A 25525-nucleotide genomic window follows, 5' to 3' on the forward strand; every position below is an offset into this window, starting at 1 on the left:
AAATTTTATCTCATCCCCCTAATCCTTCAACACCTCCCTAGCAATAACCAACCTTTGTATCTCCGAGGTGCCCTCATAGATCTGCGTAATCTTCGCATCCCGCATCAACCTTTCCACATGATACTCCTTCACATACCCATACCCTCCATGAATCTGCACGGCCTCCACGGTATGCTTCATTGCTACTTCCGAAGCATGCAATTTCGCCATGGCAGCCACCTTTCCATAAGGCAAACCTTGATCCTTCGTCCAGGCAGCCTTATAAGTCAACAATCTTGCCGCTTCAATATCCACCTCCATATCCGCTAATTTAAACTGTATCGCCTGATGATTAGAAATCGGCTTGCCAAAAGTCTTTCTTTCCTTGGAATAAGCCAATGCCAGATCATAAGCCCCAGCAGCAATACCCAAGGCTTGTGCCGCAATCCCAATCCTACCACCATCCAACGTCTTCATAGCGAATTTGAAACCAAACCCATCCTCTCCGATGCGGTTCTCCTTCGGTACCCGCACATCAGAAAACATCAACGAATGCGTGTCCGAACTTCTGATACCCAATTTGTTCTCTTTAGGACCAATACTGAATCCCTCCATTCCCTTTTCAACGATAAGCACATTGATACCCCGATGTCCTTTCTCAGGATCAGTTTGGGCAATAACCAGATAGATATCCGCGTTTCCACCATTGGTAATCCAGTTTTTGGTGCCGTTCAAGAGGTAATGATCCCCTTTATCCTCCGCCATAGTATGTTGGGAGGAGGCATCAGATCCAGCTTCAGGTTCTGATAAAGCAAAGGCACCCAATTTCTCCCCAGAAGCCAATGGCTTCAAGTATTTCTGCTTCTGTTCTTCTGAACCATATTCATTCAATCCATAACATACCAACGAATTATGCGCCGACATGATCACTGCTGCAGAAGCATCGATCTTCGCGATCTCTTCTAATGCCAATACATACGCCAAGGTGTCCATTCCAGCACCGCCATAAGCCTCTGGGACCATGATGCCCATAAAGCCCAGGGAACCCATCTGTTTCACAAAATCGTAAGGAAATTTTGCCGCTTCATCTCTTTCTATTACCCCTGCTTTCAGTTCCTGTGCAAATTCGCGAGCGGCATCACGAATCATTTTATGCTCTTCGGATAGTTCAAAATTCATATCGTTTGTTTATATGGTATAACCAAATATACATAATAATACTATGCAAGCATAATAATAACCCTATCAATTTAATCATTTATCCTTCACATCGCTCCTCCGAACCTCAAACATTTGTCATCTTTAACTTTTCTCAAAACTTTATGAAAGCCCTCGTTGTTAAGTAGATAGTTTTAATTTACAAAATACTGACCATCATACACGGCTGTAATTTTGGAATTGAAAATAAATACTACTATATTGGTAGAGTATTTTTTAAAAACAAATAAAAGATTAATTATATGAGCTTAAGATTAGGAGACACAGCGCCAAACTTTCAGGCAAAGACATCTATTGGAGATATTGATTTCTACGATTATATCGATGGGAAATGGGCCGTATTATACTCACATCCCGCAGATTTTACCCCGGTATGTACCACCGAGCTGGGCATGACCGCCAAATTAAAAGAAGAATTTGAAAAAAGGAATGTTAAGGTATTGGCATTAAGTGTGGATTCTGTTCCTGAACATTTGGAATGGATCAAAGATATCAATGAAACCCAATCCACCCAGGTAGATTTCCCTATCATTGCTGATGAAGACCGTAAGGTGGCAGAATTATACGATATGATTCACCCGAACGCTTCGGCAACAGCTACCGTTCGCTCGGTATTTGTGATCGGACCGGACAAAAAGGTGAAATTAACGTTAACCTATCCGGCATCTACCGGTCGGAACTTCATCGAGATCCTACGTGTCATCGACTCTTTGCAGTTAACAGATGAATATCAGGTGGCAACTCCTGCGAACTGGGAGGATGGACAGGATGTAATTGTTGTTCCAGCTATTAAGACGGAAGATATCCCAGGTAAATTCCCGAAAGGTTACACCGAAATCAAACCGTATTTGAGAACAACTCCTCAACCCAATAAATAAATCCCATAACCCAATAAATAGATCAACTATTTATTTCGGGAAATTATTAAATACCATAAAAAAAGGTTTTGCCACTGGCAAAACCTTTTTAACATACATAAGTCTTGTTATTGTTTAATATACCTTCACCATGTAGATAAAGTCCTGCAACTTTTTGATCTGCTCGGTGCGAGGTAGATTTGATAGGCTGTTTTTACTGCTCAGCACGATATTTCCTTTTAGGGAATCCTTAGGGATCCGGTTCAAGGTTTCGATCAGCGCTTTGGTCTTAATGGCAAATGCGGCACCATCAATACCTTTTTGTTTTCCGGAAATAATCCCGATCACATTTCCTTGTTTATCCAATACAGGACCTCCACTGTTTCCTGGGTTTACAGGTACCGAGATCTGATAAGCGGTGGTATCACCACTATACCCGGTAGAAGAACTCAAATAACCTTCGCCATACACCGCTTCATCCCTAGGATATCCAATTGTGAATATGCCTTCGCCCAGATCCAAACCTTGACGCTTGAACGTATAAGGGATGTTTTGGCTCATAGAGAAACTGGTATCCGAAATATGAAGGATCGCCAAGTCTTTCTCCTCATCCACATGGATGACAGCAGCTCGGTAAATCTCCCCTTTATTGTTCTGGAGATGGATGGAATCAGCTCCGCTTACCACGTGGAAGTTGGTCACCACATAACCATCTTTGGTCAACATGAAACCAGTTGCTCCAAATTGTAAAGGAGTAGGGGCAGGGTTCTCTTTGCTGTTGATGTTACGGATCGCATTATGGTGCGCATTGACATTCCGCTTTACGTTGTTTATCTCACGTTTAAGCGCGCTATATTCTGTAGTGGTCTTACGTATCGTGGAGAAGTATCCGGTTAAATAGAGCGTAGCTAAAGAAGAAATGACAGCAACAGCAGCAGCTGCAACAGCATTGATCTTTAATTTTCTCCACATTCTTAACACAATCGGCTCTGTGGATGTATTTTTAACCACCTGATCCAGTGTAGCAATAAATTCTTTTCGGTTTTCATGCTTACGCAAGTCCGATACAAATTCCTTATGCGAAAGAAATTGTGAATTCCATTCAGCATCCTCGCGGCAAAGGCTTTCGAATTCCAATCGCTCCTTTGCGGTCATCTCTCCGCCAAGGTATCGGTCTGCTAATGTTAAAAATTCTGTTTGATTCATGTTATCTTTCATCCTTTACCCATTGGTCAAAAAATAATTTTTTCAACCGTTGTAAACACTTGTATTTTTGGTTCTTCGCATTGTCAGCATTCGTGTATCCCAATTGATCACATATTTCCTGCATGGATTTTTTCTTGATGTAGAATTCTTTCAGGATGCTGGCACAGGGCTCACCTAAGTTAGCCATGGCGGCTTCCATCTGGTTGAATTTTACTTCTTCGGCTTCATGGCTCTCCAAAGCTGAATCCATATCCGGAATATCCAAGTTCTCCTGGTCTATACTATCCAGGGAAAGATTCCGTCGATTCAGTTGTTTTAACCACAACCGCCTACAAATCGCATATAAGAACGTGTTTAATTTGCTGCTTAGCTCAAAACCTTCCGCTTGAGTAATCTTATCATACAATACGATCATTGCTTCCTGAAAGATATCCTTTGCTTCATCCTCTGTCCCCTTGTTGTTCAGGATCATGTGCGATACTGATGGATAACAGGTTTTGTAGATATCAGCAATCGCCGAATTCTCCCCTTTACGCATCCCTTCCAACAATTCCATGTCCGTGCGCGTCTTTACTAATATCTTTCTGATTTTACTCACTAATTAATACCCTTATTTTCAAATAGTAACCCATAATAATCAAAAAATTGAAATTATTATGAATTCTTTCCCAAACGTAAAAGAATTTTTATGTAATAACAATAACGTCTTCTAATCCTTATAAATTATTTAATTAAAGAAACCATATCTTTTTGGATATGGTTTATCGCTTATCTTTTAAAATACTGTTTTTTATGCTAAAACCATGGCATCGTTTTAGAAACAATATTAAAGTATGCTTTTAGTATGGTTAAAGCATGTGTTTATATGCTCAACATAGGAATTGCATACTTTCACATTACTTTCACTATGGTTTCAGAGCGAACCTAATCAGATAAAACCCTACGTACCTGATCCGATTAGATTCCCGAAAAAATACTGTTGAAATATTCCCCTAGAATAGGTACTGGTTTTTTATGGCCGTTCACCGCATTCATTACCCCAGCGATCCATAGAATAACCAATAAGACAAATCCTAAAACGGAGATGATCCAACCAATAAAAGGTAGATAACTGAACATCCCAAAGATAAACATAGCCAGGAATATGCCTAAGGATTGCCGGATGTGAAAAGTGGTAAAGTCGTTCCGTTTCTCGTTGTTCAATACAAAAGCAATGATGAGACCGATAGCCGTCAGGTAGGAGATGATGGCAAAATTCTTACCATCCTCCATCAAATTATTGCCTCGCTGATCAAATGGGCTTGATGAGTTTTTCATAAATAGTTTAAAAGTTCATTGGTTAGATGTATGATAAATATAACATAATTTTCCTAAAATTGTTAAACTACTAGAATCTCGGGTACAAATACGTTTAGGGTAAACTTATACCTATGATTTTTGTTTAAATACTAATGAAAAACGATTATGGAAGAAAAAACGATTAGATATCCACATCCGAATGGAGAGATCACCATTCTCTGGAAGCCTGAAAAATGTATACATTCGGGAATATGTGTAAAGACTTTGCCGCAGGTTTACGATCCGAAGGGAAGACCATGGATTACACCGGAGCCTGCAACTACGGAAGAATTGATTGATCAGATCAATCATTGCCCATCCGGCGCTTTGAGTTATGAACTTTCGAAGGATTAGGAAAAGATTAAAAACAAAAAAGGTCGCATTTTATAAATGCGACCTTTTTATTGCGGTCTGGACGGGACTCGAACCCGCGACCCCATGCGTGACAGGCATGTATTCTAACCAGCTGAACTACCAGACCTCATGTTTGCAAAATGATTTTCAAGTTAAACTTGACCAATATTGGCGGTCTGGACGGGACTCGAACCCGCGACCCCATGCGTGACAGGCATGTATTCTAACCAGCTGAACTACCAGACCAATATTTTGCAATTTCTTTTAAAGAACGTGGTCTTTTCAGACCTTGTTAATTCAATAATTAACTGTTGTTTTTGTTGTGGCGGTCTGGACGGGACTCGAACCCGCGACCCCATGCGTGACAGGCATGTATTCTAACCAGCTGAACTACCAGACCATTTTCCTTCTTTTCAGAAGGTGTGCAAATATAGTGTTTATTTCTAAATCTGCTAAATATTTTTGAAAAATATTAGTCTACAGCGCCCTCTTTCATCTTTTCGGCATTCTCTGCAAACTGTAGCTTGTCGATAATGTCCTGAATATCACCATCCATAATGGCAGGTAAATTATACATCGTCAAACCGATACGGTGCTCGGTTACACGACCCTGTGGATAGTTGTAGGTACGGATCTTCGCCGAACGGTCTCCGGTGGATACCATCGTCTTACGTTTCGCGGCTACATCACCATGTTTCTTCTGTACTTCAAGTTCGTAAAGCTTGTTCCGAAGCATCTCCATCGCCAACTCGCGGTTTGCCAATTGCGAACGCTCTACCTGACAAACAACCACGATTCCAGAAGGTTTGTGCGTCAACTGAACCTTGGTCTCTACCTTGTTCACGTTCTGACCACCAGCACCACCTGAACGGGATGTCTGCATCTCGATATCGCCTGGATTGATCTCCACGTCAACCTCTTCCGCTTCTGGTAAGACAGCTACCGAGGCTGCTGATGTATGTACTCGGCCTTGCGTTTCCGTATCAGGGACACGTTGAACACGGTGAACTCCTGATTCATATTTCAATTGACCATACACATCATCGCCAATTACTTTTAGGATCACCTCTTTATAACCACCCGATGTTCCTTCCGTTACATCCATCACCTCAGTTCTCCAACCTTTGGTCTCGAAATAACGGGTATACATACGGTATAGATCGCCAGCAAATAAGGCTGCCTCATCTCCTCCTGTACCACCGCGGATCTCGATGATGGCATTTTTACCATCCTCTGGATCTTTAGGGATCAACATCAGACGAATCTCTTCTTCTTTTTCCTCACGTTGGGTCCAAAGAATATCCAATTCCTCCTTCGCCATCTCCCTCAACTCCTGATCCTTCTCATTGGCAAGGATGTCTTTGTTGGTATCGATGTTGCTCACCATATTTTTATAGATATGGTATTGTTCTACAATCTTACCTAGGTCTTTATATTCCTTATTAAGTTTTGCAAAACGACTCATGTCGCTAATGGTATCAGGATTGGATAATTCCGCTTCTACTTCTTCCCAGCGCTCTTTTATCGCTTGTAATTTGTCTAACATAGTATTCCTCTGTTGAATAGTTCATTCCCAAATCGTTGGGAATGATAGTAATCGACAAAAATAAAGATTTTTGCGCTTTTTTTAAGGAACTAATGCGAAGAAACTGCTTTTAGCCCAACGATAGAGCCTATCAGGGTGATAATGAAGAAGATGCGCCAGAAATCTGTAGGTTCTTTAAAGAAGAAAATACCCATCAATACGGTTCCAACCGCACCGATCCCCGACCATACGGCGTAGGCAGTACCCAAGGGTAATGTACTGGTTGCTTTGATCAATAAGCCCATACTAACCGTTACACTTACCAAGAAACCCAAGTACCACAGGTACATTTCCGTTCCGGTGGCAAATTTTGCACGCCCGATACAATACGTGAAAGCGACTTCAAAAAGCCCGCCCAATACTAGAATAATCCAATTCATTTGCTGTATAATTTAATTACTGAGGCAAATTTCTGCTTTTACCTGCAATAAGCTTTTTACATTTGTTAAAAAAATCCCGAATGTTTTATTTTTTTGTTGCCCGGATGCGGCTCAAGGTAACCTGGCTTATCCCTAGGTAAGAGGCAATATAACCTAATTTGATGCGGTTCGTGATGTTCGGTGCCTTCTTCAATAGCTCTTCATACGATTCCAGGGAGGATTTAAAAAGTCGGAACATTAATCTATCTTCAATTTTCAGGGATTCCAATTCAGCCAGTTTTCTTCCCCAATTGGCAATTCCGATAGATTTTAAGAAAAGATTTTGCAGATCGGTGCTGGAAATGCGGTATAGGCTGGAATCTTCCAGGCTTTGGATGGTTTCATATCCGCGTTGCACATGTATATAACTGTTCAAAGAGATCAAGGCATCTCCAGGAAAAGTAAACGCTAGAATGATCTCCTTTTCTGCCTTGTGGTAATAGATTCGGCAGATTCCGGATTTCTGAAAATAGATATAGGGGCTGATCTTCTCCGACTCGATAAGCTTGGTATTCTTAGGTACATGGACCTCTTCGACGATTTCCTCCAATAATTCCAGATCGGAAGACGCTAATCGAAAAATAGAATCGGCTATTTCCCTGAATTCCATGTTTCCAGTGTTAATTGTTCCCCATCCCAAACGGCATAGGTATTATAATTGATCCATTCGCCAAGGTTGACGATGGTGGAGTGATTACCTATGCTCCTTTCATAAGGAAGATGCCGGTGTCCAAAAATAAAATAATCGTAATGTTCGCCCTGCAGGATTTCCTTCGAATACACGATCAGCCATTCATTTTCTTCGCCAAGAAACTTTTCTTCGTTGTTGTTGGCGATTCGACTGTGTTTCGACCATCTTGTAGCAATACCTATCCCCAGGTTAGGGTGCAGGCGGGCAAATAACCATTGGCAAAAACGCGATCTAAAAATTTTCTTCAAAAATTTATATTTCGCATCTCCTGGACCAAGACCATCCCCATGATGTATGTAAAAACGTTTCCCATCGATTTGAAGGACCTTTTCATTGGAGACGACTTCAGCACCCAATTCCTGTTTGAGGTATCCAAACATCCACATGTCGTGGTTTCCTTTGAAGAGGGTGATCTTAACGCCTAAATCGGCCAATTCAGCCAGTTTGCCGAGAAAACGGATGTAACCTTTGGGGACTACCGAGGCGTATTCAAACCAGAAATCAAAGATGTCGCCTACGAGGTAAAGTTCTTTTGCATCGGTTTTTATATGGTCTAACCAAGCAACAATTCGGCGCTCCCTATCCAAGGAATGTGAAGTAGGATAAGATCCTAAATGAAAATCGGAAGCAAAATAAATCTTGTTGCGTATGCCCATGAGTTCAAAACTAGCAAATTAAATCATTAGTTTTGTTATAAACTAATTGTAATAGATATGAGGAAATACACCTGTTTGGGCATCATTGTCCTGGGCTTGGCGGCCTGTAATCAAGAAAAAGCTATTGAATCAAAAACCGATATTACATTGAAACCCTATCCTAAAACTGAAAAAGGAACACAAACCGATACTTATTTTGGTGTTACCGTGGAAGATCCCTACCGATGGTTGGAAGATGACCTATCTGCTGAAACCAAAGCTTGGGTAAAAGCTGAAAATGAAGTCACCGAGGATTATTTAAGCCAGATTCCTTTCCGGGAGAACATCCGAAAACGGTTGGAGAACCTGTGGAACTATGAAAAATTCTCCGCTCCTTTTACCGAAGGCGAGTACACCTATTTTTATAAGAATGATGGTTTACAGAACCAATCGGTCATTTATCGTAAAAAAGGAGATGATGGGAAAGAAGAAGTTTTCTTGGATCCGAATAAGTTTTCTAATGATGGTACGACCTCTTTGGCAGGATTATCATTTAGCAAAGATGGTTCATTGGCGGCCTATCAGCTATCTGAAGGAGGTTCTGATTGGACTAAGGTCATCATCATCAACACGAATGATAATTCGATCGTAGGGGATACCCTGACGAATGTGAAATTCAGCGGCCTTGCTTGGCAGGGAAATGAAGGGATTTATTATTCATCTTACGATAAACCGAAAGAAGGATCTGCTTTGTCGGCAATGACCGACCAGCATAAGCTGTATTTCCATAAGCTGAACACTGCCCAATCTTCTGATGCCTTGATCTTTGGTGGGCCAACCATCCCGCGTAGATATATCGGTGCGGGATTGACCGAGGATGAAAGGTTCCTGATCGTTACGGCGGCTAATGCCACATCGGGAAATGAGTTGTACATCAAAGACCTGAAGAATCCGGGTTCAGATTTTGTTCCGATTGTGAACAACATGGAGTCCAACCATTATGTATTGGATAATGAAGGCGATAACCTGATCATCTATACCGAGTTGAATGCGCCGAACGGTAGATTGGTGCAGACCAGTTTTGCTACACCTACGCAGGAAAATTGGAAGGATCTGATTCCGGAGACGGAACAGGTGTTGAGCCCTTCTACTGGTGGAGGTAAAATCTTCGCTAATTATTTGAAGGATGCGACCACGCTTGTCAAACAATACGATAGACAAGGCAAATTGGAGCATGAGGTAGAATTACCGGGTGTGGGTACCGCTTCAGGATTTGGTGCCAAAAAGGATGAAAAATCCCTGTATTATTCCTTTACGAATTATGTAAATCCAGGAACCATCTATAAATATGATATTGCGTCAGGTAAATCAGAAGTGTATAAAGCTTCAGCGATAAAATTCGATCCTGCCAACTACGAATCGAAACAGGTTTTCTACACCTCTAAGGATGGTACTAAAGTTCCGATGATCATTACCTATAAAAAAGGAATCAAATTGGATGGGACCAACCCTACGATGTTGTACGGTTATGGAGGTTTCAACATCAGTTTGACGCCTTCTTTCAGTACCAGTAATGTAATCCTATTGGAACAGGGTGGCGTGTATGCGGTGGCTAACCTGCGTGGTGGTGGTGAATATGGGCAGACTTGGCACGTAGCAGGTACCAAATTGAAGAAACAGAATGTATTTGATGATTTCATTGCCGCAGCTGAATACCTGATCAAGGAGAAATATACCTCTTCGGAGAAGTTGGCGATTGCAGGTGGATCTAACGGCGGATTGTTGGTAGGTGCAGCAATGACCCAACGCCCGGAATTATTTAAAGTAGCCTTCCCGGCGGTAGGGGTGTTGGATATGCTGCGTTATCACAAGTTTACTGCAGGTGCCGGATGGGCATTTGATTATGGAACGGCAGATGATAATGCGGAAATGTTCAATTACCTGTATAAATATTCGCCTTACCATGCCTTGAAACAAGGGGTGGATTATCCAGCCACAATGGTTACTACAGCCGATCATGACGACCGTGTAGTACCGGCGCACTCCTTTAAATTCGCTGCGCGATTACAAGAGTATAACAAGGGAACTAATCCCGTTCTGATCCGTATCGATACAAAAGCTGGTCATGGTGCTGGAAAATCAACTGCTATGGTTATTGCAGAGCATACTGATAAGTGGGCTTTCATGTTCCAGAATATGAAGGTGGGATATCGGGATGTGAAATAATTAAAATAGTGAAATAAGAAAAGGATTCTTGCTGTCCATCGATTAAGTTTTGGACAACAAGAATCCTTTTTGTTTTGGCTACTGCTATTGAAGCAGCTCCATATCGGTGTGACTTATTCGGTTTCCCAAGTAGGAAGACCTTTTTTCATTAAGGCCAAATTTGATTCATAGTCTGCTTTTTCTTCCGCAGCTGCTAAGCTGATCGCTTTTTCTTGGATCGCAATGGCCTCTTTGGTTTTTCCAGATTTATGCAGAATGTTTGCATAGGTATCTAAATATTGCGGATTTTCTTTCTTTTCCAAGGATTTTTTGCTCCAGGCCAAGGCTGCTTCTAAACATACCGGATCGGTACAGTTTTCAAAGATAGTCCAGGCAAAACTGTTCAGTTGTGTTTCGGAAACCGCGGCTCCTGATGCAATTAAATGATTTACGGCCTCTCTGTACTTGGTCCAGTCCTTTTTAGCTCTATAATAATTAGGCTTGAAGGTCATGAAGGACTCTTGCAATTTCAAATCCGGATAAGCCTTAATAGCCTCTTCTGCTGCTTGGTCAAAATTATCCGTTTGAGAAGCACGTAATTTAGGCATAAGTACCGAATTAATTACGGCAGTTCCTAACATGGCATCCGCTTTTCCTGCACCCATCACTTCGTCTACTTTTGCTTTGTTATTGCGAATCAATTCAAATGCCTTATTATCCACACTTGTAATGGATGATCTCAACATAGGAATAAATTCCTTCGTTAAAACGGCATCAGCACTGGAATTCTCTATAACGGAAGCAATAGCTTCTGCTGCAGTATTTTTGTCATATGCCTTTGTCGCTGCTTTTGCCATGGCTTTGGCAGCTTCGACATCCTTAGGATTAGCTTTGTAATTTTTAACGATGGTTTCATATTGCGTACTCGGGTCAAAGCTTTCTTTGGCCATAGCGATAAACTCATCAGCTTCGCCACCACCTACAATACGGTGAACCAGTTCGCCATTTGGATTAAAGATCAAAAAGGTAGGATAAGCGGCAATGGCGTAATCTTTTGCGAATCGTTTTGCTTCGGCTCTCCAAGATTTCACATCCTCGTTATCCCCTGGGGTTTCATCCATTTGAATCTTCAGGTTCACAAACTTTTCATTGAAAAATGTTCCCACTTTTTCCTGTGGGAAAATGTTATCCGACATGTATTTACATGGGCCACACCAGGTGGTAAATGCATCCACGAAAATAAATTTATTTTCCTTTTTGGCTTTCTCCTTAACCTTGGCCCAAGTGGTATTGTGCTCAAAGTGAATACCTTTTTCCTGTGCAAAAACCAAGAAAGGGAGCGTGAATAAAATGAATATTAGCTTTTTCATAATTAACTTTACATTTCTAAATATTTAACTAAAGTAACCATTATTAACAAAAAAAGTCCTTGTAGAGACAAGGACTTTAAAAGATTTAACATTTTTTAGATAGCTAATTGCTTCTGCATTTCTTTGGTTAATGCTTTTTTGTGCAATAACAAAGAGATTGTTTTATAGCGAACAAACTCTTTTGTTGCATACATATAACCTTTATAATCGTTGGTAGTTCCCCATGAGTTCTTAACGATATAATATTCTTTTCCGTTCTGATCTTTTACCAAACCTACGATGTGCATTCCGTGGTCATCGGTTGTGGTATAGTTGTCAAAAGCTTCTTGACGTTGCGCAGGAGTGATCTTCGCTTCTGGTTTCGGACCGTTGAACATATTATCCAACTCCTCTTTGCTCATTTGCTCGATCGGTTTTTCTGGCACATAAGCTACGCCATTCTTCCAGCTGAAGCTTTTCTCGGATACGTCAGTTGCCCATGCTACTGTGAATCCTTTTTCCAAAGCCTGGTCGATGATATCGGTAAGATCATTGATCTTCACGTTATAGAAACTTTCGAAAGACCAGTTGTCAGGGATCAATAGGACAAATGGTTTGTATAAAGCATGCTCTTCAAAAGAAGAGATTCCTACATAATCATCCGGGTTGATACCCACTACTTGATCGGCAAAGGTACGTGGTGTATAGGTTTTTCCTTTGTATTGGAAGGATTCAGGTACCTTTCCTAAATAAGAATCCATCGCCGCAGTAAATGAATTGATCCAGTTTGCTCCTGGTTTCTTGCTTTTTGCCACAGATTCTGTGATGGATTGAAGGATTGGGCTCATCTCCCCAAAGTTATTGCGTGTCTGTCCTTCTGGTAATCCGGTATACGCCTCGTAAGGAACTGCACCGTATTTTCTGAAAATTGTCAATACATCATGCAATTGGCCACCATCGCCTTGTGCCTGTTGTCCATGCAGACGCACAAAGTTTTTCGCTTTTTCAATGTAGGTATTACGGGCGGTATAGATCTGGGAAATATTCACTGGTTCCTTGCCCATTCGGATCATCTCGGATTCTAAGAAGGAGTTTCCAGAATATGACCAACAGGTACCAGATGATCCTTGGTCCTTAATAGAAGTGTTTCCAAGGTTGATCACTTCCGTGAACTTGAATCCTGCTTTACTGTTGTCGCTGGCATTGCCTTTTAAGGCATTTATTAAGTTGTCTTGTGCGAATGTTTGGGTTGTAGCAAATAGAGCTGCTGCAAAAAGAATAGATTTACTCCAATTCATGTTATTATAATATTAAAAAACTGTGTACGAATTTATAAAATAATAAAGAGTAGCTAGGCCACTCTTTGTAAAAATATTAGCACATACTAAAACAGGCCCCTTTTCGGAGCCTGTTAATATGATTAGGATTTTTCAAAATCTTGTTTTTTCGGAAACATCAGCGATGCGATGATACTCAACGCTAGGATTCCCAGAATGACAATCAGGGAATGGGTGGTGGTAAAGCCCCATTCTTTCAAGTAGCTATGCAATAGCATTTTCAGACCGATGAAGATCAATAAGAATGCTAAACCTACTTTTAGGTAATGGAATTTGTGGATGATGTTGATTAAAAGGAAGAACATCGAACGTAATCCTAGGATTGCAAAAATATTCGAGAAGAATACAATATAAGGGTCTTTGGTTACCGAGAAGATCGCAGGGATCGAATCCACCGCAAAGATCAAGTCGGTAAATTCAATCACCAATAACACCAAGAATAGGGGAGTCATGTATTTCTCGCCATTTTCTACATGGAAGAAATTTCCTTGATCCAACTTATGGGTTACTTTGAACCTTTTGGACATGAACTTAACCACAGGGTGGTTTTCTGGATCCACTTCCTCTTCTTTATTTCTGTTCATGTACATGGTAAACCCGGTGTACACCAAGAATGCACCGAATACATATAGGATCCATCCAAATTTGGTAATCAATGCAGCACCTACGAAAATGAAGATACAACGCATGATGATGGCACCTAGGATACCCCAAACCAATACTTTGTGGTAATATTTTTCTGGAATACCAAAGGAACTGAACAGCAATACCATAACGAAGATATTATCTACCGAAAGGGCGTATTCTACTACATAACCGGTTAGGTATTCGAGGGTAAGGTTCTTATTATAGGCCTGGATACTTCCTACAAGGTCATTTTCATTGATGGTAATATTATGCAGGTGTTTGGCGACGACCTCTTTGAGCCGTGCCATATCATGCACATTATGCAGTTCATTTCCCCAATAATAAAGTAATAGACCAAATAAAAGCGCAAAAGTAACCCAGATGGCACTCATAATGGCGGCCACTTTTAAGGATACAGGTTTATCGCTTTTGGAAAATAGTCCCAGGTCAATTGCTAACATCAGAATTATAAAAATTATAAATCCGATCATAAAGAGTGCTTCGTGGCTCATGGTAGATGTTTATTTCTTTCTTTCTGTAGTATACTTAACGAGTTGTTCTAGTCCGGTTTTATATTCCCCACCGTTCGGGATTTCGGCTAATATGTCAAATGCTTCCTGTTGATATTGCATCATTTTTTCAGTCGCATATTCCATTCCACCGTTTATCTTCACAAAGTTGATCACCTCTGCTACTTTTTCTGGATCTTCATTATGGTTCTTCACCAGGTTGATGATCTTTCTTTTTTGGCTTTTATCCACCGTGGATAACGCATGTATCAATGGCAGCGTCATTTTCTTTTCCTTGATGTCATTTCCTACGGGCTTTCCTACATCATCCAATCCAAAGTCGAAAAGGTCATCTTTAATTTGAAAAGCAATACCCACCTTTTCGCCAAACAGCCTTAGTTTTTCCACGGTTTCTTCATCTGCTCCCGCAGAAGATGCTCCGCAGGCACAACATGAAGCGATTAGGGATGCTGTTTTTTTTCGGATCACCTCAAAATAGATGGATTCCTTGATGTCAAGATGTCTGGCTTTCTCGATCTGAAGGAGTTCTCCCTCCGACATCTGCTGAACCGCCTCGGAAACAATCCGCAATATATCAAATTCTTTGTGTTTTACGGATAATAATAATCCTTGGGAAAGCAGAAAATCGCCTACCAAAACCGCAACTTTGTTTTTCCAAAGCGCATTGATAGAAAAGAATCCTCTTCTTTCATTGGCGTTGTCCACTACATCATCATGCACCAAAGAAGCCGTATGCAATAGTTCCACTAAGGATGCTCCATGATAGGTTGCCTCGGTGATGCCACCACATACGCCAGCAGAAAAGAAAACAAACATCGGACGCATCTGTTTTCCTTTTTGCTTAATAATATACCTTGTAATTTTATCTAATAAAGGAACGGAACTACGCATCGAATCCTTAAAGGTTTTTTCGAAGCGCTTGAGATGTTCTTTAATAGGAAGTTGTATTTCGTCTATTGTTAACATGAAAATGGTTTAAGACCATTAATAATCCCTGAAATTGACCATAAAAATAATAAAATTATGCTTGGGAAGCTAAGGTAATTTCAAGCTGTTTATACCAATCTTCACCATATTCTCGAATCAAAGGGTCTTTTAGGAATTTATAGACCGGGACCTTCAATTCTTGGCCGAATGTACAGGCATCTTTACAGATATACCAACGATCATAATGCAGTACATCAAATTCAGGGTAGTGGGTAGCACGGATAGGGTAGAGGTGACAGGAAATAGGCTTTTTCCATTGTACATCGCCCATCTCATAGGCTTTCTCAATACCACATTTGGTGATGCCGTTTTCCCAGGTTACATAGGCACATTCTTTATTGCCATCTACACAGGTGGTGGTCAGATCGCCATCGGAATCTACCACATATTTACCTTGCTCCTCAATGGCTTTTATGCCTTTTTCGGTTAGATAAGGCTTTACTTTAGGATAAATTTCTTCCAGGATTGTTGTTTCTGCCTCCGTTAATGGTGCGCCAGAATCGCCTTCAATACAGCAAACCCCTTTGCATTTGCTCAGGTTACAAACAAAATCGTTGTTCACGATATCCTCGTGAACAAGTACATTTCCTACTTCAATCATTTTTATTTTGAATAACTAACCCGTTGGCCTAACGGGAATTTTAAGCCATCTGCACTAACCAAATCCATCGTTACAGAGCCAATTAGAATATCTACTTGCGCTTTAACGGGGATACGGTTTCCATCATTCGTAACCCAAAGATACAAACGACTGTTCTTTTTAAAGATTCTTCCTGGAGAAATTTCAGGACTCAGCTTGATACACTCTAATGTTCCAAGAACAGATTTGACCTTCTCTACACCGATATATTCCACACCCAATTGTGCGACCTCATCATTCAAGAAATAAGTAATCTTGAATTTATCGCCTTTTTTCAACGTGGAGAAATCAAGGTTACGCGAGAAGTAATAAGCAGATACCAAATCGAATGTTTGCTGGGTAGGACTGGTGAAAGTCCCTTTTTTACCTTTTACTTTCTTTGTTTTATGGTCGAAAGTAGCATACTCCACCCGACGATAATTGTTCTCCCGAATATTTTCGGTATACAGGATCGGTAGGAAATTCTTTTGGTCTATATAGGAATCATATTGATTCTTTACGGTATAGAATTTTGAAAATGCACCAGAGGTTTGACCAAAGGCAGATAGATGTACCGCATCCATATTACCAAAATTGTATTTTGATTGTTGTACAGATAGGGTACCTGTAGCCGCTGACATAAAGCCATAACGCAGTTTGTATTTCAATACCTCGCCGGCTTTGAAAGTGGGTTCTGATAAGTATGGTAATGTTTGTGCCTGACCAATAGTGGTCAGCGTAATAAACAAGACTAGGGCTGAAATAATTCTTTTCATATAACTAAGACCGTGGGTTGAATAAATAGTTTAAGTTTTACGCTTAAACACAGGTACAGTAGAGCATGGCTCGCCATACATGATGCTCTTGGCTACTTTACTTAATTGGGCTGTAAAGGTCACGAAAGCCGATTCTGGAACAAAGATATCTCCACATCCCTTTACGACGATACGCTCATCCTGGTATACACTATAATCTAATCTTGCTAATTCTTGCTCAAATAAATCCTGACGCACCTTATCCTCATCTCCAAAATGTACGGAAAGAGCATGCTCCACCAGTTTGTTCGTCAACAACATATAAGCCCATGTAGGGACAATCGCATCGGCAGTACATACAATACCGATGTGCTTGCCTGCATATTGAGACCAATCATGTGATTTGATGAATTCCCGGAAATCCTTTTCCTTCAGGATCAATCCATGAAAGAGGTTCTCCTTGATATCGTAGATGACAATAGGTGCTGTTGGGGCATATTTAGCCAAATCAATGGTCACCAAACCACTTTGGGCTACTTTATTTACAATGTTCTCTTGAATATCCATTTCTCTAAAAATAAAAAAAGCTGGGCAACTTTGGGTTACCCAGCAACAAATTTAACTATTCTTTACTAATAGAATTTAATACGATTGTCAACAATCTTGGCGTTATCCTGCAAAGCTTGGAAAATTACGTTCTGATCACGTTGAGCTTTAGACGCTGTAATTTGCTTTTGTTGAGCGGTTAATTCTTCACCCGCCAAAGCTTTTGGATTTACGAATCCTAATACCTGAACAGCATATACACCTTGAGAACCTTCAATAGATTTTGATGGTTTGTTAGGCTGTAATCCGAATACGGTACCTACAACTGCGTTTTCAACTGCTACACCAGGAATAACTGGGTTAGCTAGAACAACATTCTCAACAGATTGTGCGTTCTTGCCTAATTTTTGAGCCACTTGGTCGATGGAAGTTGAACCATTCAATGCATTGTTCATCTTCTCTTTCAACATACGCGCCTTCACCAAATTCTTTACAACCGGCTCGATCAATTTCTTAACCGACTCCAATGGTTGGATTCCTTTTGGTTGGATATCTGTAACACGAGCAACGATAAAGTTATCTGCAGTTTCGAATACTTTGTCTCCATTTGTTCCAGCTTTCGCTTCAAATGCCCAACGGCTTAATTCACGAGGAATTTCAACCGCGCCGAAACTGTTGTCCATTGCTTTTGTTCCTTCGTTTTTAAGGATGGTCAAGTTTTGTTGTTTCGCTACTTCCTCAAAATTGGTTCCGTTCAATGCGGAGAAGAATTTGTTGGCTTTAGAATATGCTGCATCAGTAGTTTCTTTTCCAGAAACGATTGATTTATCAACGATAGCTAACTTGGCAATTTTTGAACTACCGATCTGTCTATTCACTTTTACAATGTGAACACCATTGTTGGTAGGAACCACTTTAACATCGCCCGTTTGGCCATCAAATAAGATAGCATCTAATTCTGGGATCTGACCTCTAACCAATGTTCCGATTTCACCTCCATTGGTTTTTGAATTCGGATCAGCACTAAATTCCAATGCCAGGGTAGAGAAGTTTCCGCCAGCAGTAATTAAGTTTTTGATAGAGTCTGCTTTGGCAATCGCTTTATCCACACCACCCTCAGTTGCTGGGTTGATGACGATCGTGCTTGCATTAACCGAGTCAGGGCTCATCTTCACGTTGATTACCTTCGCGATTTCATATACGTTTTGGGTAAGGTATGGACCAACTACGGTGCCTGGAGCTGCGTTGAAAACCACAGAATCCAAAGCTGCGCTTAATTGGTTCTTTCCGTAATACGTAACTGGATATTTTCTTTCTGAGTTTACAGTTACGAATGAAGAATCATTGGTTGATGCCTGTAAATCTGTTTTTAATTTTTGGATAGCTGCAGTGGCTAAAGCCGTATCAGCTTGGTTTGGACGTGCGTCAAAAAGTACGTATTCAATGTTACGGGATTCCTCTTGGTTCTTGAATGCGTTCTTGTTTTTGTCGTAATATTCCTTGTAATCAGCATCTGTCAATTTTACTTGTGCATCTGCGATCGAAGCATAATCCAACATCACGTATTTGAAGTTCGCCAATTTATTACGGGAATTGTAATCGTATTGCGCTTCCAAAGCGGTTGTATATACGCTATTGTTCACCAATGTGCTGTATTTTTGGAATAAACGATCTGTTTTGATGCTTTCCAATAAAGCTTCCCATTCTCTTTTGGTGTTAGGATCTTGTTTTGCTTGTTGCATCACTGCGTTGATAGACGCTTTGTCGATCTGACCAGTTTGAGGATTGGTAAAGTATTGTGCGATCAACATGGACGGATTGTTTCCGGTCACTAAGTTGTTCAATTCATCTTTACCTACTTCGATACCGATTTTCTCGATTTCTTGTTTGATCAACTCTTGGGTCAAATATTGGTTCCACACTTGTTGAACTGCATAGCTTTGCATTTGAGGGGTGTTTTGACCGCCCATTTGCTGCGCGAATCTCGCTGCAGTTTGTTCAACTTGTTGGTTGAATTCGTTGTAATCTATACTTTCACCATTCACATTTCCTACTTCAGATTGACTAGCACGCCAAAATGGAGTACCCATGTTGATGATGTCTCCTAATAAAAACGCGATAATTGCTAAACCGATCACGAAAATGACTAGCCCCGCACGGTTCCGCAAATAGCTCATTAATCCCATAACTGTATTCTATATTTTTGTTATAAATGCTTGATTTGTTTACTTAATTGTGTTTGTTAAAAAACAAGGCGCAAGATACAACTTTTATGAAAAAAAGTGTAAAAATTTATTTTAGTTCCCTAAACCCGGAAATCCCGAGTTGTTCTGCATATAAATCAAGCCTGTTCCATTGGTCCATTCGATCATGTTAAAATCGAGATCTGAAGTAAAGGAAGTTCCTTGCATATTCCCGCGGCCATCTGTGAAAATGGCTGAAATAGGTTGACTTCCATAGTATTTTTTCTGTTTATCGTCATGGATCAATTCCTCGGTATTCAGAATGGAACCATTCGCCAAGGTGATCACCACATTCTTCCGGAATTCTGTAATCCCTTCCTGTTGTTTTAGGACACCATAATTGGAGGTTATACGTTGCGACTCTTTTCCGTCCGGGCCATAAAAAATCAAGAGCAGTCCTTTTTGGAACTCCATATTTCCTACTCGTGCGGAATCGTGGTATTGGCGCATTTCCGGTGCTTTCAACTCTGCTTTCACTTTTGCAGAGTCGCTGTAAATCACAGTAACATGCTTGGAAATATCAACAGCCTCTTCTGCTTCGATATTGGCCAATCGATCGATATCTTTTTGGTCGTTTTCGCAGGCAATTGACAAGATTGCCCCTAACAATAACATTGATAGGGGCAAAATTGATGATATTTTCAATGAATTAATTTTCATGTTAATCGTAACTTCTTCTCTGGAACCAAGCATCATTGATTGTAAATCCTAGGTTGATGTTGATATAACGCTCTCTAACCAGGTTATTGTTCATAGTGCCTTGTTGACCAAACTCTGCTGAAACATTCACATTGGAGAATGTTCTACCAAAATTGGTCTCTGGTAATGGGAATCCCATACCTACGGTAATCGCCATATCGGAAATACGGTGGTTATCTACCGAAATATGTGTTTTGTTATACCTGAATCCTAAACGATAATCAACCAGGTTCAAATATTTTAATGAAGTAGCATCTGGTTTGAACTGTCCACCAACTGCAATTCCGATGTTTTTGCCCAATGGTGGCTCACCCATTTCGGTATGATATTTTGACCAATCTGCATATTTAAAATCAGCTCCAATACTCCAGTTGATACCTTTGCTCAAGGTAAATCCAACACTGTGTTTTAGAGGTAGATTTAAGTTTCTGTTTGAAAGTGGTTCAAAGGAGGAAGTATCGATAGCCACTTGTTCACCATCAGGATCTGTTGCATCCGTTTGGGTCAGGGTAACTAAAGAAGTGGTCTTGCTATTTACGGTATTGTTCAATGAACCTGAATAACCTATGGTAAAATTGACTTTGTTGCCCAATGCTTTGAAATATTGTGCTCCGTAGTCAAAAGTAGCCCCTCTAATTTGTTGGGTAATGGTTTCTGAGGTATTATACATCCCTGCTTCATAAGGGAATTGGATCATTGCTTTATCGAAAAGGTTTCCAAAAAGAAAACCGGCATTTGCCCCAATGCTGAAACCAGCAAATGGAGAAACCCCATATCCTACATAGGCTTTGTTGATACCACCTTCACCTACCAAACTGGTTTGGTAAGGGATATTATCAATCTGACGAGCAGATTTTACATTATAACCTACATCCGAATAAGGCATCAAACCGAAAGACACACCACCTACTTTTGGACCATTCTGTTTGTTCAAGGAAAAACCGAAGGCAAAATGGCTGAATGCAAAGTCTGCTGTTTTACCAGTAGAACCAGATTTAGCCAATTGGGTGAAGTTACCATATAGACCAGCATCTAAGATCGTTCTGTTTAATGCAGAATAACTGGCAGGGTTTGCCATGTTTAAGATTGGTAGACCACCTTGATAACGAACACCACTGGAAATTCCGCCCATTGCGCGAGTTTGAGGCAATAGATCCTCCCTCATCTGTCCCAAACCATATTGTGAGTAAGGTGAGTGTGAAGTAGATGACTGTGCTTTAACCTCCGTAAAGCCCAACATCAGTACCCCAATACCCAATGCTGTAAGCAGGTTTTTGTGTGTAAATATTCGTCTCAATTGTATCAACTTTAAAATAATAATGGCCCTGTTTAGGCTAAAATTTCGCTACAAAACTATCTAATTTTTAATAACCACGTAAGATTTTGTTGTTAAAAAAGGTTAAACAGCTAACTGTCAGTTTTTTAGAAAAACTGAAAATAGATTATGGTGGCCAATATAATCAGGTACAAGGTTTCATAAAACCATTTTATCTTCGCATAGGTAAAGAAGTAGGCTAGATAAATGGAAAGCGCTGGAATGGTCAATAAAAAATGGTTTACCGATTTATCCGGGTTTAGATAGAATGATCCAAAGATGAGGATCAGCATCACGAACAATAATTGGAAACTCTTTCGGACCTGGACCACGCTCTTGAAAAAATTATCCTTTAATATAAATAAAAACCCTCCTATAGCCACCACGATAGGAATCAGTACAAAATAATCATGTACATCCATATTCAATCGGGTTGGAAGGGCATAGGTGAATGGTCTAAAGATTTCATAGAACTCATTCATTCTTTCCAGCCAATAATAACAAACGGCCAGCAGGAAATAAACAACGGTAACACCCAATAAAGGCGTAATCCATTCTCTCCAGGAGAATGCTCTAAAAATTACCAAGCTTGCCCAAATGAGCAAAAGCATCACAATAAATGGAAAATAGATCAGGCTTCCCAATGCAACCAATAAGCCCAAGTCAAACATGATCCCCTTGACATCTGCGTGTTTATAGATATTGAACAGCTTCTGCACCATCCAAATGGTGATGAAGTTACAGATAAGGGTGGGGGATAATACCAAAAACGGTATGAACACACTGACCAAGGTCATGAACATCAAGGCCGTCAGGAAATTGGGTTTTCCAAGGAGGTTGAAATGATTGACGACCCTATTCAGATAGAAAGCTTGGAGGATGGTCAAGATTAATGTGATGAACACATTAGATTGGGGGGATAATTCCGCCCCGATCTGAAAACCTAAAAGGTTACTGATGCCGGGTTCAAAAAGCACGGGAGTAAGTTTCTCCGGCAAGTGTAGATATACCCCAAGGCATAGTACCGTCCCAACAAGAATAACCAGGAAAACATTCAGCCCTGATAATGTCCGATGTTGGTTGATTAACATACGCTATATGCTATTTGTCTTTTTCTAATTTGCTGACTTTACGGTCGATGGTGAAAAGGTAGATGGCAACCACCAAGAAAATCACCAACATCACCAAAACAACCACATAGATTTTTCCTTCAGAACGAAGGCCTTCGGCCATAGGAACCTTTTCTTGCGCGAACGCTGTCCCAAAGCTAAAAAGCAGTGCAAAAAGAGTGTATAGGAAATTTCTCATTGTATTAAAAACTATTTCTTTTATCTTCTATTAATCGAATTCTATAACGTAGGGTGGCAATCCAGGTACCGATCAAAATCCAACCGATTACCGCTGTATAAAATACCGGTCGCATATAATTGTCCATATCCAAGTCCCCAAAAGTGGAGTTTCCACCACTACCTGGGTGAAGCGAATCATTCATTTTTGGGAGGATATAAATCAGCACAAACATGATCGGAAAAGCGAAAATATTATAGATGGCTGATATTTTGGCGCGTTTTTGTTCTTCTTCAAGGGCATTCCTTAAAACTAGGTAGGCCAGATACATCAAGGTTGCAATGGCCGCCCCATTCAATTGGGGGTCATTCGTCCAAGGGGTTCCCCAGGTGAAATTTGCCCAAAGCATACCTGTCAATAAACCGCAAAAACAGAAGATAACACCCGTATTTACAGCTTCTACCGCCATAAAATCATGCTCTCTTTTTCCGGTATTCAAGTATTTGATGCTATAAATTAAGGAGATCAGGTATAAAATCATCATGGTAAACCACATAGGTACATGGAAATACACATTTCTGATGGTTTCATTCAAGATGTACAAAACGGGTACTGGACCTAATAAACCAGCAACTACGGTACTTGCAACCATGACAACTGCAAGAATTTTCCACCAACTTTTTCTCATAAGAACAAAAAAATCAATCTCGCCAAAGGTAAGGAAATAACAGCAAAGAAATGGCAATAGTAACTATATTAATTGCCAATAATACAGCAATATCTCCCCAACTATCAGCGATCACACCGCCTATGGCAGCAGCTTTTGATAATTTGATGAGGACGATCAATAGGGGGATGATTACCGGAAAACTGAGGATGGCCATGATGGTGCTGTTGTTCCCAGCTTTCGCACTGATCCCTGCTACCATGGTAAATACTGTAGCAAAGGAAATGCTCCCTAAAAATATACTCAATAAATAAACAGGTAGATTGCCGATCGGGGTTCTAAAAATCAGGTTGTAAACAATAAAAGCGATCCCTGTCATTAAGATCATGATCAAGGAATTATAGATGATCTTTGCCAAAATTATTGCTTTTGGGCTTACCATGCTATAATAATAAAGTTGTCTATTACCGGTTTCCTGAAGGAAGGAACGGCTCATGGCATTGATGGCCGCGAAAAGAAGAATGATCCAGAACAGGGTGTTCCAAACAGAAGTATCCACGGATTGGAATGATTGATAACAAACAAATACCGTGGATACTACGTAAAGAAGAATGCTATTGATAGCGTATTTAGAACGCCATTCCAATAAAACATCCTTATATATTAAAGTCTTGACTTGTGTTAACAGATCCATGATATGCAAAGATACAAATCAATCTGTCTAGCCAAGACGGATGTCTAGAAATTAAGCGTTTTTAATTTCTGATTTCGCTTTATCAGCAACATCGTTTGCTTTGTCAGCCATGCCTTGTGCTGCATCTGATGCACGGCCAGCCCATTCGTTAGCTTTTGAAGAAGCTTTGTCTAATGCTTCTCTACCTGCATTTTTAGCACGGTCTTTTAAGTTCTCTAAATCTTCTTTTGCGGATTTTGCAAATTTAGAAGCACGTTTTGCTTCTTTTTTAGAAAGATCTTTAATGGATTTTGTTAAGCTCTTGATTCCGTCGTTTGCACGGTCTAATTGCTTTTTACCATCCTCTGTTCCTAATAAATAATATGCAGCAGTTCCGACAGCTAATCCTAGTAGGGCGAATGCCACTAATCCATTTCTATTCTTTTCCATGATTATAATTTTTTATCCTATTTTGTAATTACATGTTATTGTATAATGGAAACAAGCAATAAGCCAAAATGTTTGTGGGTTTTGGAAATTAACAAAAATTAACTTTCAAAAACCTGAAGAGACTGTAATTGATAGAGATGTTGGTATAATCCCCCGCCTTTATTCATCAATTCCTGATGGGTTCCAACATCGGATATGAAGCCATTTTCTACGACGATAATCATATCAGCGTCCCGTATGGTAGACAATCTATGGGCAATAATCACGGATGTTCTGTTCTTCATCAATTCTTCCAAAGCCAATTGCACCAAACGTTCGGATTCGGAGTCGAGAGAGGAAGTCGCTTCATCCAAGATCAATATGGCTGGGTCTTTCAATAAAGCCCGCGCAATAGCGATTCGCTGCCTTTGTCCACCGGATAATTTAACCCCTCTTTCACCAACAACCGTATCATATCCATCTGGAAACTCCATGATGAAGTTATGGGCATTGGCCCGCTTTGCTGCTGTGATGATTTCTTCGGCATCAGCTTGAAGGTTTCCATAGCTGATGTTCTCCCGAATCGTTCCTCCGAAAAGAAGTACATCTTGGGGAACCACGGCTACTTGGTTTCGGATATCGGTCAATGCCAATTCTGAAGCAGGGATGCCATCATAGTAGATTGAACCATCAGTAGGTTGGTAAAACTGCAATATGAGCGAAGCAATGGTCGACTTTCCAGTACCGCTTGGACCAACAATAGCCAATTTCTTCCCGGCTTGGATCTGGAAAGAAATATCTTTCAAAATTTGAATATCTGGACGTGTCGGATAAGCGAAGCGGACATGATCAAAGGCGATGGCACCTGTTAAAGGTTGTTTGATGTTTTTGTCGGTTTCATCTACTTTGATATCTTCCTGATCTTCGTCAAGAATTTCCAATACTCGCTCACTTGCTCCCAAGGACCGTTGGATG

At 40.4% G+C, this 25525-nt stretch carries 27 protein-coding genes and 3 tRNA genes; 3 read left to right on the forward strand and 27 right to left on the reverse strand.

The features are described 5' to 3' along the window. Positions 1–18: 18 nt before the first annotated feature. The gene (locus VJ786_RS13025) at positions 19–1158 is read right to left on the reverse strand and encodes an acyl-CoA dehydrogenase (protein ID WP_336557848.1); all 1140 of its coding nucleotides are present in this window, start codon (positions 1156–1158) and stop codon (positions 19–21) included. Positions 1159–1439: 281 nt separating this feature from the next. Between VJ786_RS13025 and VJ786_RS13030 the strand changes: the two genes are divergently transcribed. Next, a complete protein-coding gene (locus VJ786_RS13030; RefSeq protein ID WP_099367783.1) occupies positions 1440–2075 on the forward strand; it encodes a peroxiredoxin in 636 nt (211 codons plus the stop codon). Positions 2076–2189: 114 nt separating this feature from the next. Here VJ786_RS13030 and VJ786_RS13035 read toward each other — a convergent pair whose 3' ends face one another. The 3 genes from VJ786_RS13035 to VJ786_RS13045 all read right to left on the reverse strand — a co-directional run bounded on the left by VJ786_RS13035 (position 2190) and on the right by VJ786_RS13045 (position 4577). Then, on the reverse strand, positions 2190–3260 hold the full coding sequence (locus VJ786_RS13035; protein ID WP_336557851.1) for a S1C family serine protease: 1071 nt from the start codon (positions 3258–3260) through the stop codon (positions 2190–2192). A gap of 1 nt (position 3261) precedes the next feature. Beyond that, on the reverse strand, positions 3262–3858 hold the full coding sequence (locus VJ786_RS13040; RefSeq protein WP_245153264.1) for an RNA polymerase sigma factor: 597 nt from the start codon (positions 3856–3858) through the stop codon (positions 3262–3264). 359 nt (positions 3859–4217) lie between these two features. Then, a complete protein-coding gene (locus VJ786_RS13045; RefSeq protein ID WP_099367781.1) occupies positions 4218–4577 on the reverse strand; it encodes a DUF4870 domain-containing protein in 360 nt (119 codons plus the stop codon). Positions 4578–4724: 147 nt separating this feature from the next. Between VJ786_RS13045 and VJ786_RS13050 the strand changes: the two genes are divergently transcribed. Further along, positions 4725–4952, forward strand: a complete 228-nt coding sequence (locus VJ786_RS13050) for a (4Fe-4S)-binding protein (RefSeq protein ID WP_099367780.1) — start codon at positions 4725–4727, stop codon at positions 4950–4952. Positions 4953–5005: 53 nt separating this feature from the next. On the opposite strand, the gene VJ786_RS13055 is transcribed toward VJ786_RS13050, so the two are convergent. The 7 genes from VJ786_RS13055 to VJ786_RS13085 form a co-directional block, all read right to left on the reverse strand. Then, positions 5006–5079: transfer RNA gene (locus VJ786_RS13055), tRNA-Asp, on the reverse strand. A 42-nt stretch (positions 5080–5121) separates the two neighbouring features. After that, positions 5122–5198, reverse strand: a tRNA-Asp gene (locus tag VJ786_RS13060). Positions 5199–5275: 77 nt separating this feature from the next. After that, a tRNA-Asp gene (locus VJ786_RS13065) sits at positions 5276–5352 on the reverse strand. A 72-nt stretch (positions 5353–5424) separates the two neighbouring features. Beyond that, entirely contained in the window at positions 5425–6498 is a 1074-nt protein-coding gene (prfA, locus tag VJ786_RS13070; protein ID WP_099367779.1) for a peptide chain release factor 1, read from the reverse strand. A gap of 89 nt (positions 6499–6587) precedes the next feature. Continuing rightward, positions 6588–6917 (reverse strand): DMT family transporter, encoded by a 330-nt coding sequence (locus VJ786_RS13075; protein WP_099367778.1) that lies wholly within the window; start codon positions 6915–6917, stop codon positions 6588–6590. 85 nt (positions 6918–7002) lie between these two features. Beyond that, complete coding sequence (locus VJ786_RS13080; RefSeq protein WP_336557852.1) at positions 7003–7566, reverse strand: Crp/Fnr family transcriptional regulator; 564 nt, start codon at positions 7564–7566, stop codon at positions 7003–7005. Then, positions 7548–8303 (reverse strand): UDP-2,3-diacylglucosamine diphosphatase, encoded by a 756-nt coding sequence (locus tag VJ786_RS13085; RefSeq protein ID WP_336557854.1) that lies wholly within the window; start codon positions 8301–8303, stop codon positions 7548–7550. The genes VJ786_RS13080 and VJ786_RS13085 overlap by 19 nt, the downstream gene beginning before the upstream one ends. A 57-nt stretch (positions 8304–8360) precedes the next feature. On the opposite strand from VJ786_RS13085, the gene VJ786_RS13090 reads away from it, so the two are divergent. Continuing rightward, positions 8361–10508, forward strand: coding sequence for a prolyl oligopeptidase family serine peptidase (locus VJ786_RS13090; RefSeq protein ID WP_336557855.1), 2148 nt, complete (start codon positions 8361–8363; stop codon positions 10506–10508). Positions 10509–10621: 113 nt separating this feature from the next. On the opposite strand, the gene VJ786_RS13095 is transcribed toward VJ786_RS13090, so the two are convergent. The 16 genes from VJ786_RS13095 to VJ786_RS13170 form a co-directional block, all read right to left on the reverse strand. Continuing rightward, the gene (locus tag VJ786_RS13095; protein WP_336557856.1) at positions 10622–11857 is read right to left on the reverse strand and encodes a thioredoxin family protein; all 1236 of its coding nucleotides are present in this window, start codon (positions 11855–11857) and stop codon (positions 10622–10624) included. A gap of 95 nt (positions 11858–11952) precedes the next feature. Next, positions 11953–13134 carry a C1 family peptidase gene (locus tag VJ786_RS13100; RefSeq protein ID WP_099367774.1) on the reverse strand — a complete coding sequence of 394 codons (1182 nt, stop codon included), beginning with the start codon at positions 13132–13134 and terminating at the stop codon, positions 11953–11955. Positions 13135–13256: 122 nt separating this feature from the next. Next, positions 13257–14312, reverse strand: a complete 1056-nt coding sequence (locus tag VJ786_RS13105; RefSeq protein WP_134776178.1) for a TerC family protein — start codon at positions 14310–14312, stop codon at positions 13257–13259. A 9-nt stretch (positions 14313–14321) separates the two neighbouring features. Next, positions 14322–15296 (reverse strand): polyprenyl synthetase family protein, encoded by a 975-nt coding sequence (locus tag VJ786_RS13110; protein ID WP_099367772.1) that lies wholly within the window; start codon positions 15294–15296, stop codon positions 14322–14324. Between the two features lie 55 nt (positions 15297–15351). Beyond that, positions 15352–15918 carry a DUF3109 family protein gene (locus tag VJ786_RS13115; RefSeq protein ID WP_099367771.1) on the reverse strand — a complete coding sequence of 189 codons (567 nt, stop codon included), beginning with the start codon at positions 15916–15918 and terminating at the stop codon, positions 15352–15354. A 2-nt stretch (positions 15919–15920) separates the two neighbouring features. Next, entirely contained in the window at positions 15921–16712 is a 792-nt protein-coding gene (locus tag VJ786_RS13120) for a DUF3108 domain-containing protein (RefSeq protein ID WP_134776179.1), read from the reverse strand. A gap of 30 nt (positions 16713–16742) precedes the next feature. After that, positions 16743–17258: a DUF2480 family protein gene (locus VJ786_RS13125; protein WP_336557858.1), complete on the reverse strand. Its 516-nt coding sequence runs from the start codon at positions 17256–17258 to the stop codon at positions 16743–16745. 65 nt (positions 17259–17323) lie between these two features. After that, a complete protein-coding gene (locus VJ786_RS13130) occupies positions 17324–19423 on the reverse strand; it encodes a peptidylprolyl isomerase (protein WP_099367768.1) in 2100 nt (699 codons plus the stop codon). Positions 19424–19534: 111 nt separating this feature from the next. Continuing rightward, positions 19535–20140: an LPS export ABC transporter periplasmic protein LptC gene (lptC, locus tag VJ786_RS13135; RefSeq protein ID WP_099367813.1), complete on the reverse strand. Its 606-nt coding sequence runs from the start codon at positions 20138–20140 to the stop codon at positions 19535–19537. Between the two features lies 1 nt (position 20141). After that, positions 20142–21476 (reverse strand): BamG family beta-barrel-assembly machinery protein, encoded by a 1335-nt coding sequence (bamG, locus tag VJ786_RS13140; protein WP_245153265.1) that lies wholly within the window; start codon positions 21474–21476, stop codon positions 20142–20144. 125 nt (positions 21477–21601) lie between these two features. Then, positions 21602–22585: a DUF6427 family protein gene (locus VJ786_RS13145; RefSeq protein WP_134776181.1), complete on the reverse strand. Its 984-nt coding sequence runs from the start codon at positions 22583–22585 to the stop codon at positions 21602–21604. A gap of 10 nt (positions 22586–22595) precedes the next feature. Then, positions 22596–22802 (reverse strand): CcmD family protein, encoded by a 207-nt coding sequence (locus VJ786_RS13150; protein WP_099367765.1) that lies wholly within the window; start codon positions 22800–22802, stop codon positions 22596–22598. A 4-nt stretch (positions 22803–22806) separates the two neighbouring features. Continuing rightward, positions 22807–23469, reverse strand: coding sequence for a cytochrome c biogenesis protein (gene ccsA, locus VJ786_RS13155; RefSeq protein ID WP_099367764.1), 663 nt, complete (start codon positions 23467–23469; stop codon positions 22807–22809). Between the two features lie 13 nt (positions 23470–23482). Then, positions 23483–24142 (reverse strand): heme exporter protein CcmB, encoded by a 660-nt coding sequence (locus VJ786_RS13160; protein WP_099367763.1) that lies wholly within the window; start codon positions 24140–24142, stop codon positions 23483–23485. A gap of 51 nt (positions 24143–24193) precedes the next feature. Beyond that, on the reverse strand, positions 24194–24571 hold the full coding sequence (locus VJ786_RS13165; protein WP_099367762.1) for a YtxH domain-containing protein: 378 nt from the start codon (positions 24569–24571) through the stop codon (positions 24194–24196). 98 nt (positions 24572–24669) lie between these two features. After that, positions 24670–25525: ABC transporter ATP-binding protein (locus tag VJ786_RS13170; RefSeq protein WP_336557860.1), on the reverse strand; the 856-nt coding region annotated here is incomplete at its 5' end.

The organism is Sphingobacterium tenebrionis (assembly GCF_037126265.1).
Lineage (GTDB): Bacteria > Bacteroidota > Bacteroidia > Sphingobacteriales > Sphingobacteriaceae > Sphingobacterium > Sphingobacterium tenebrionis.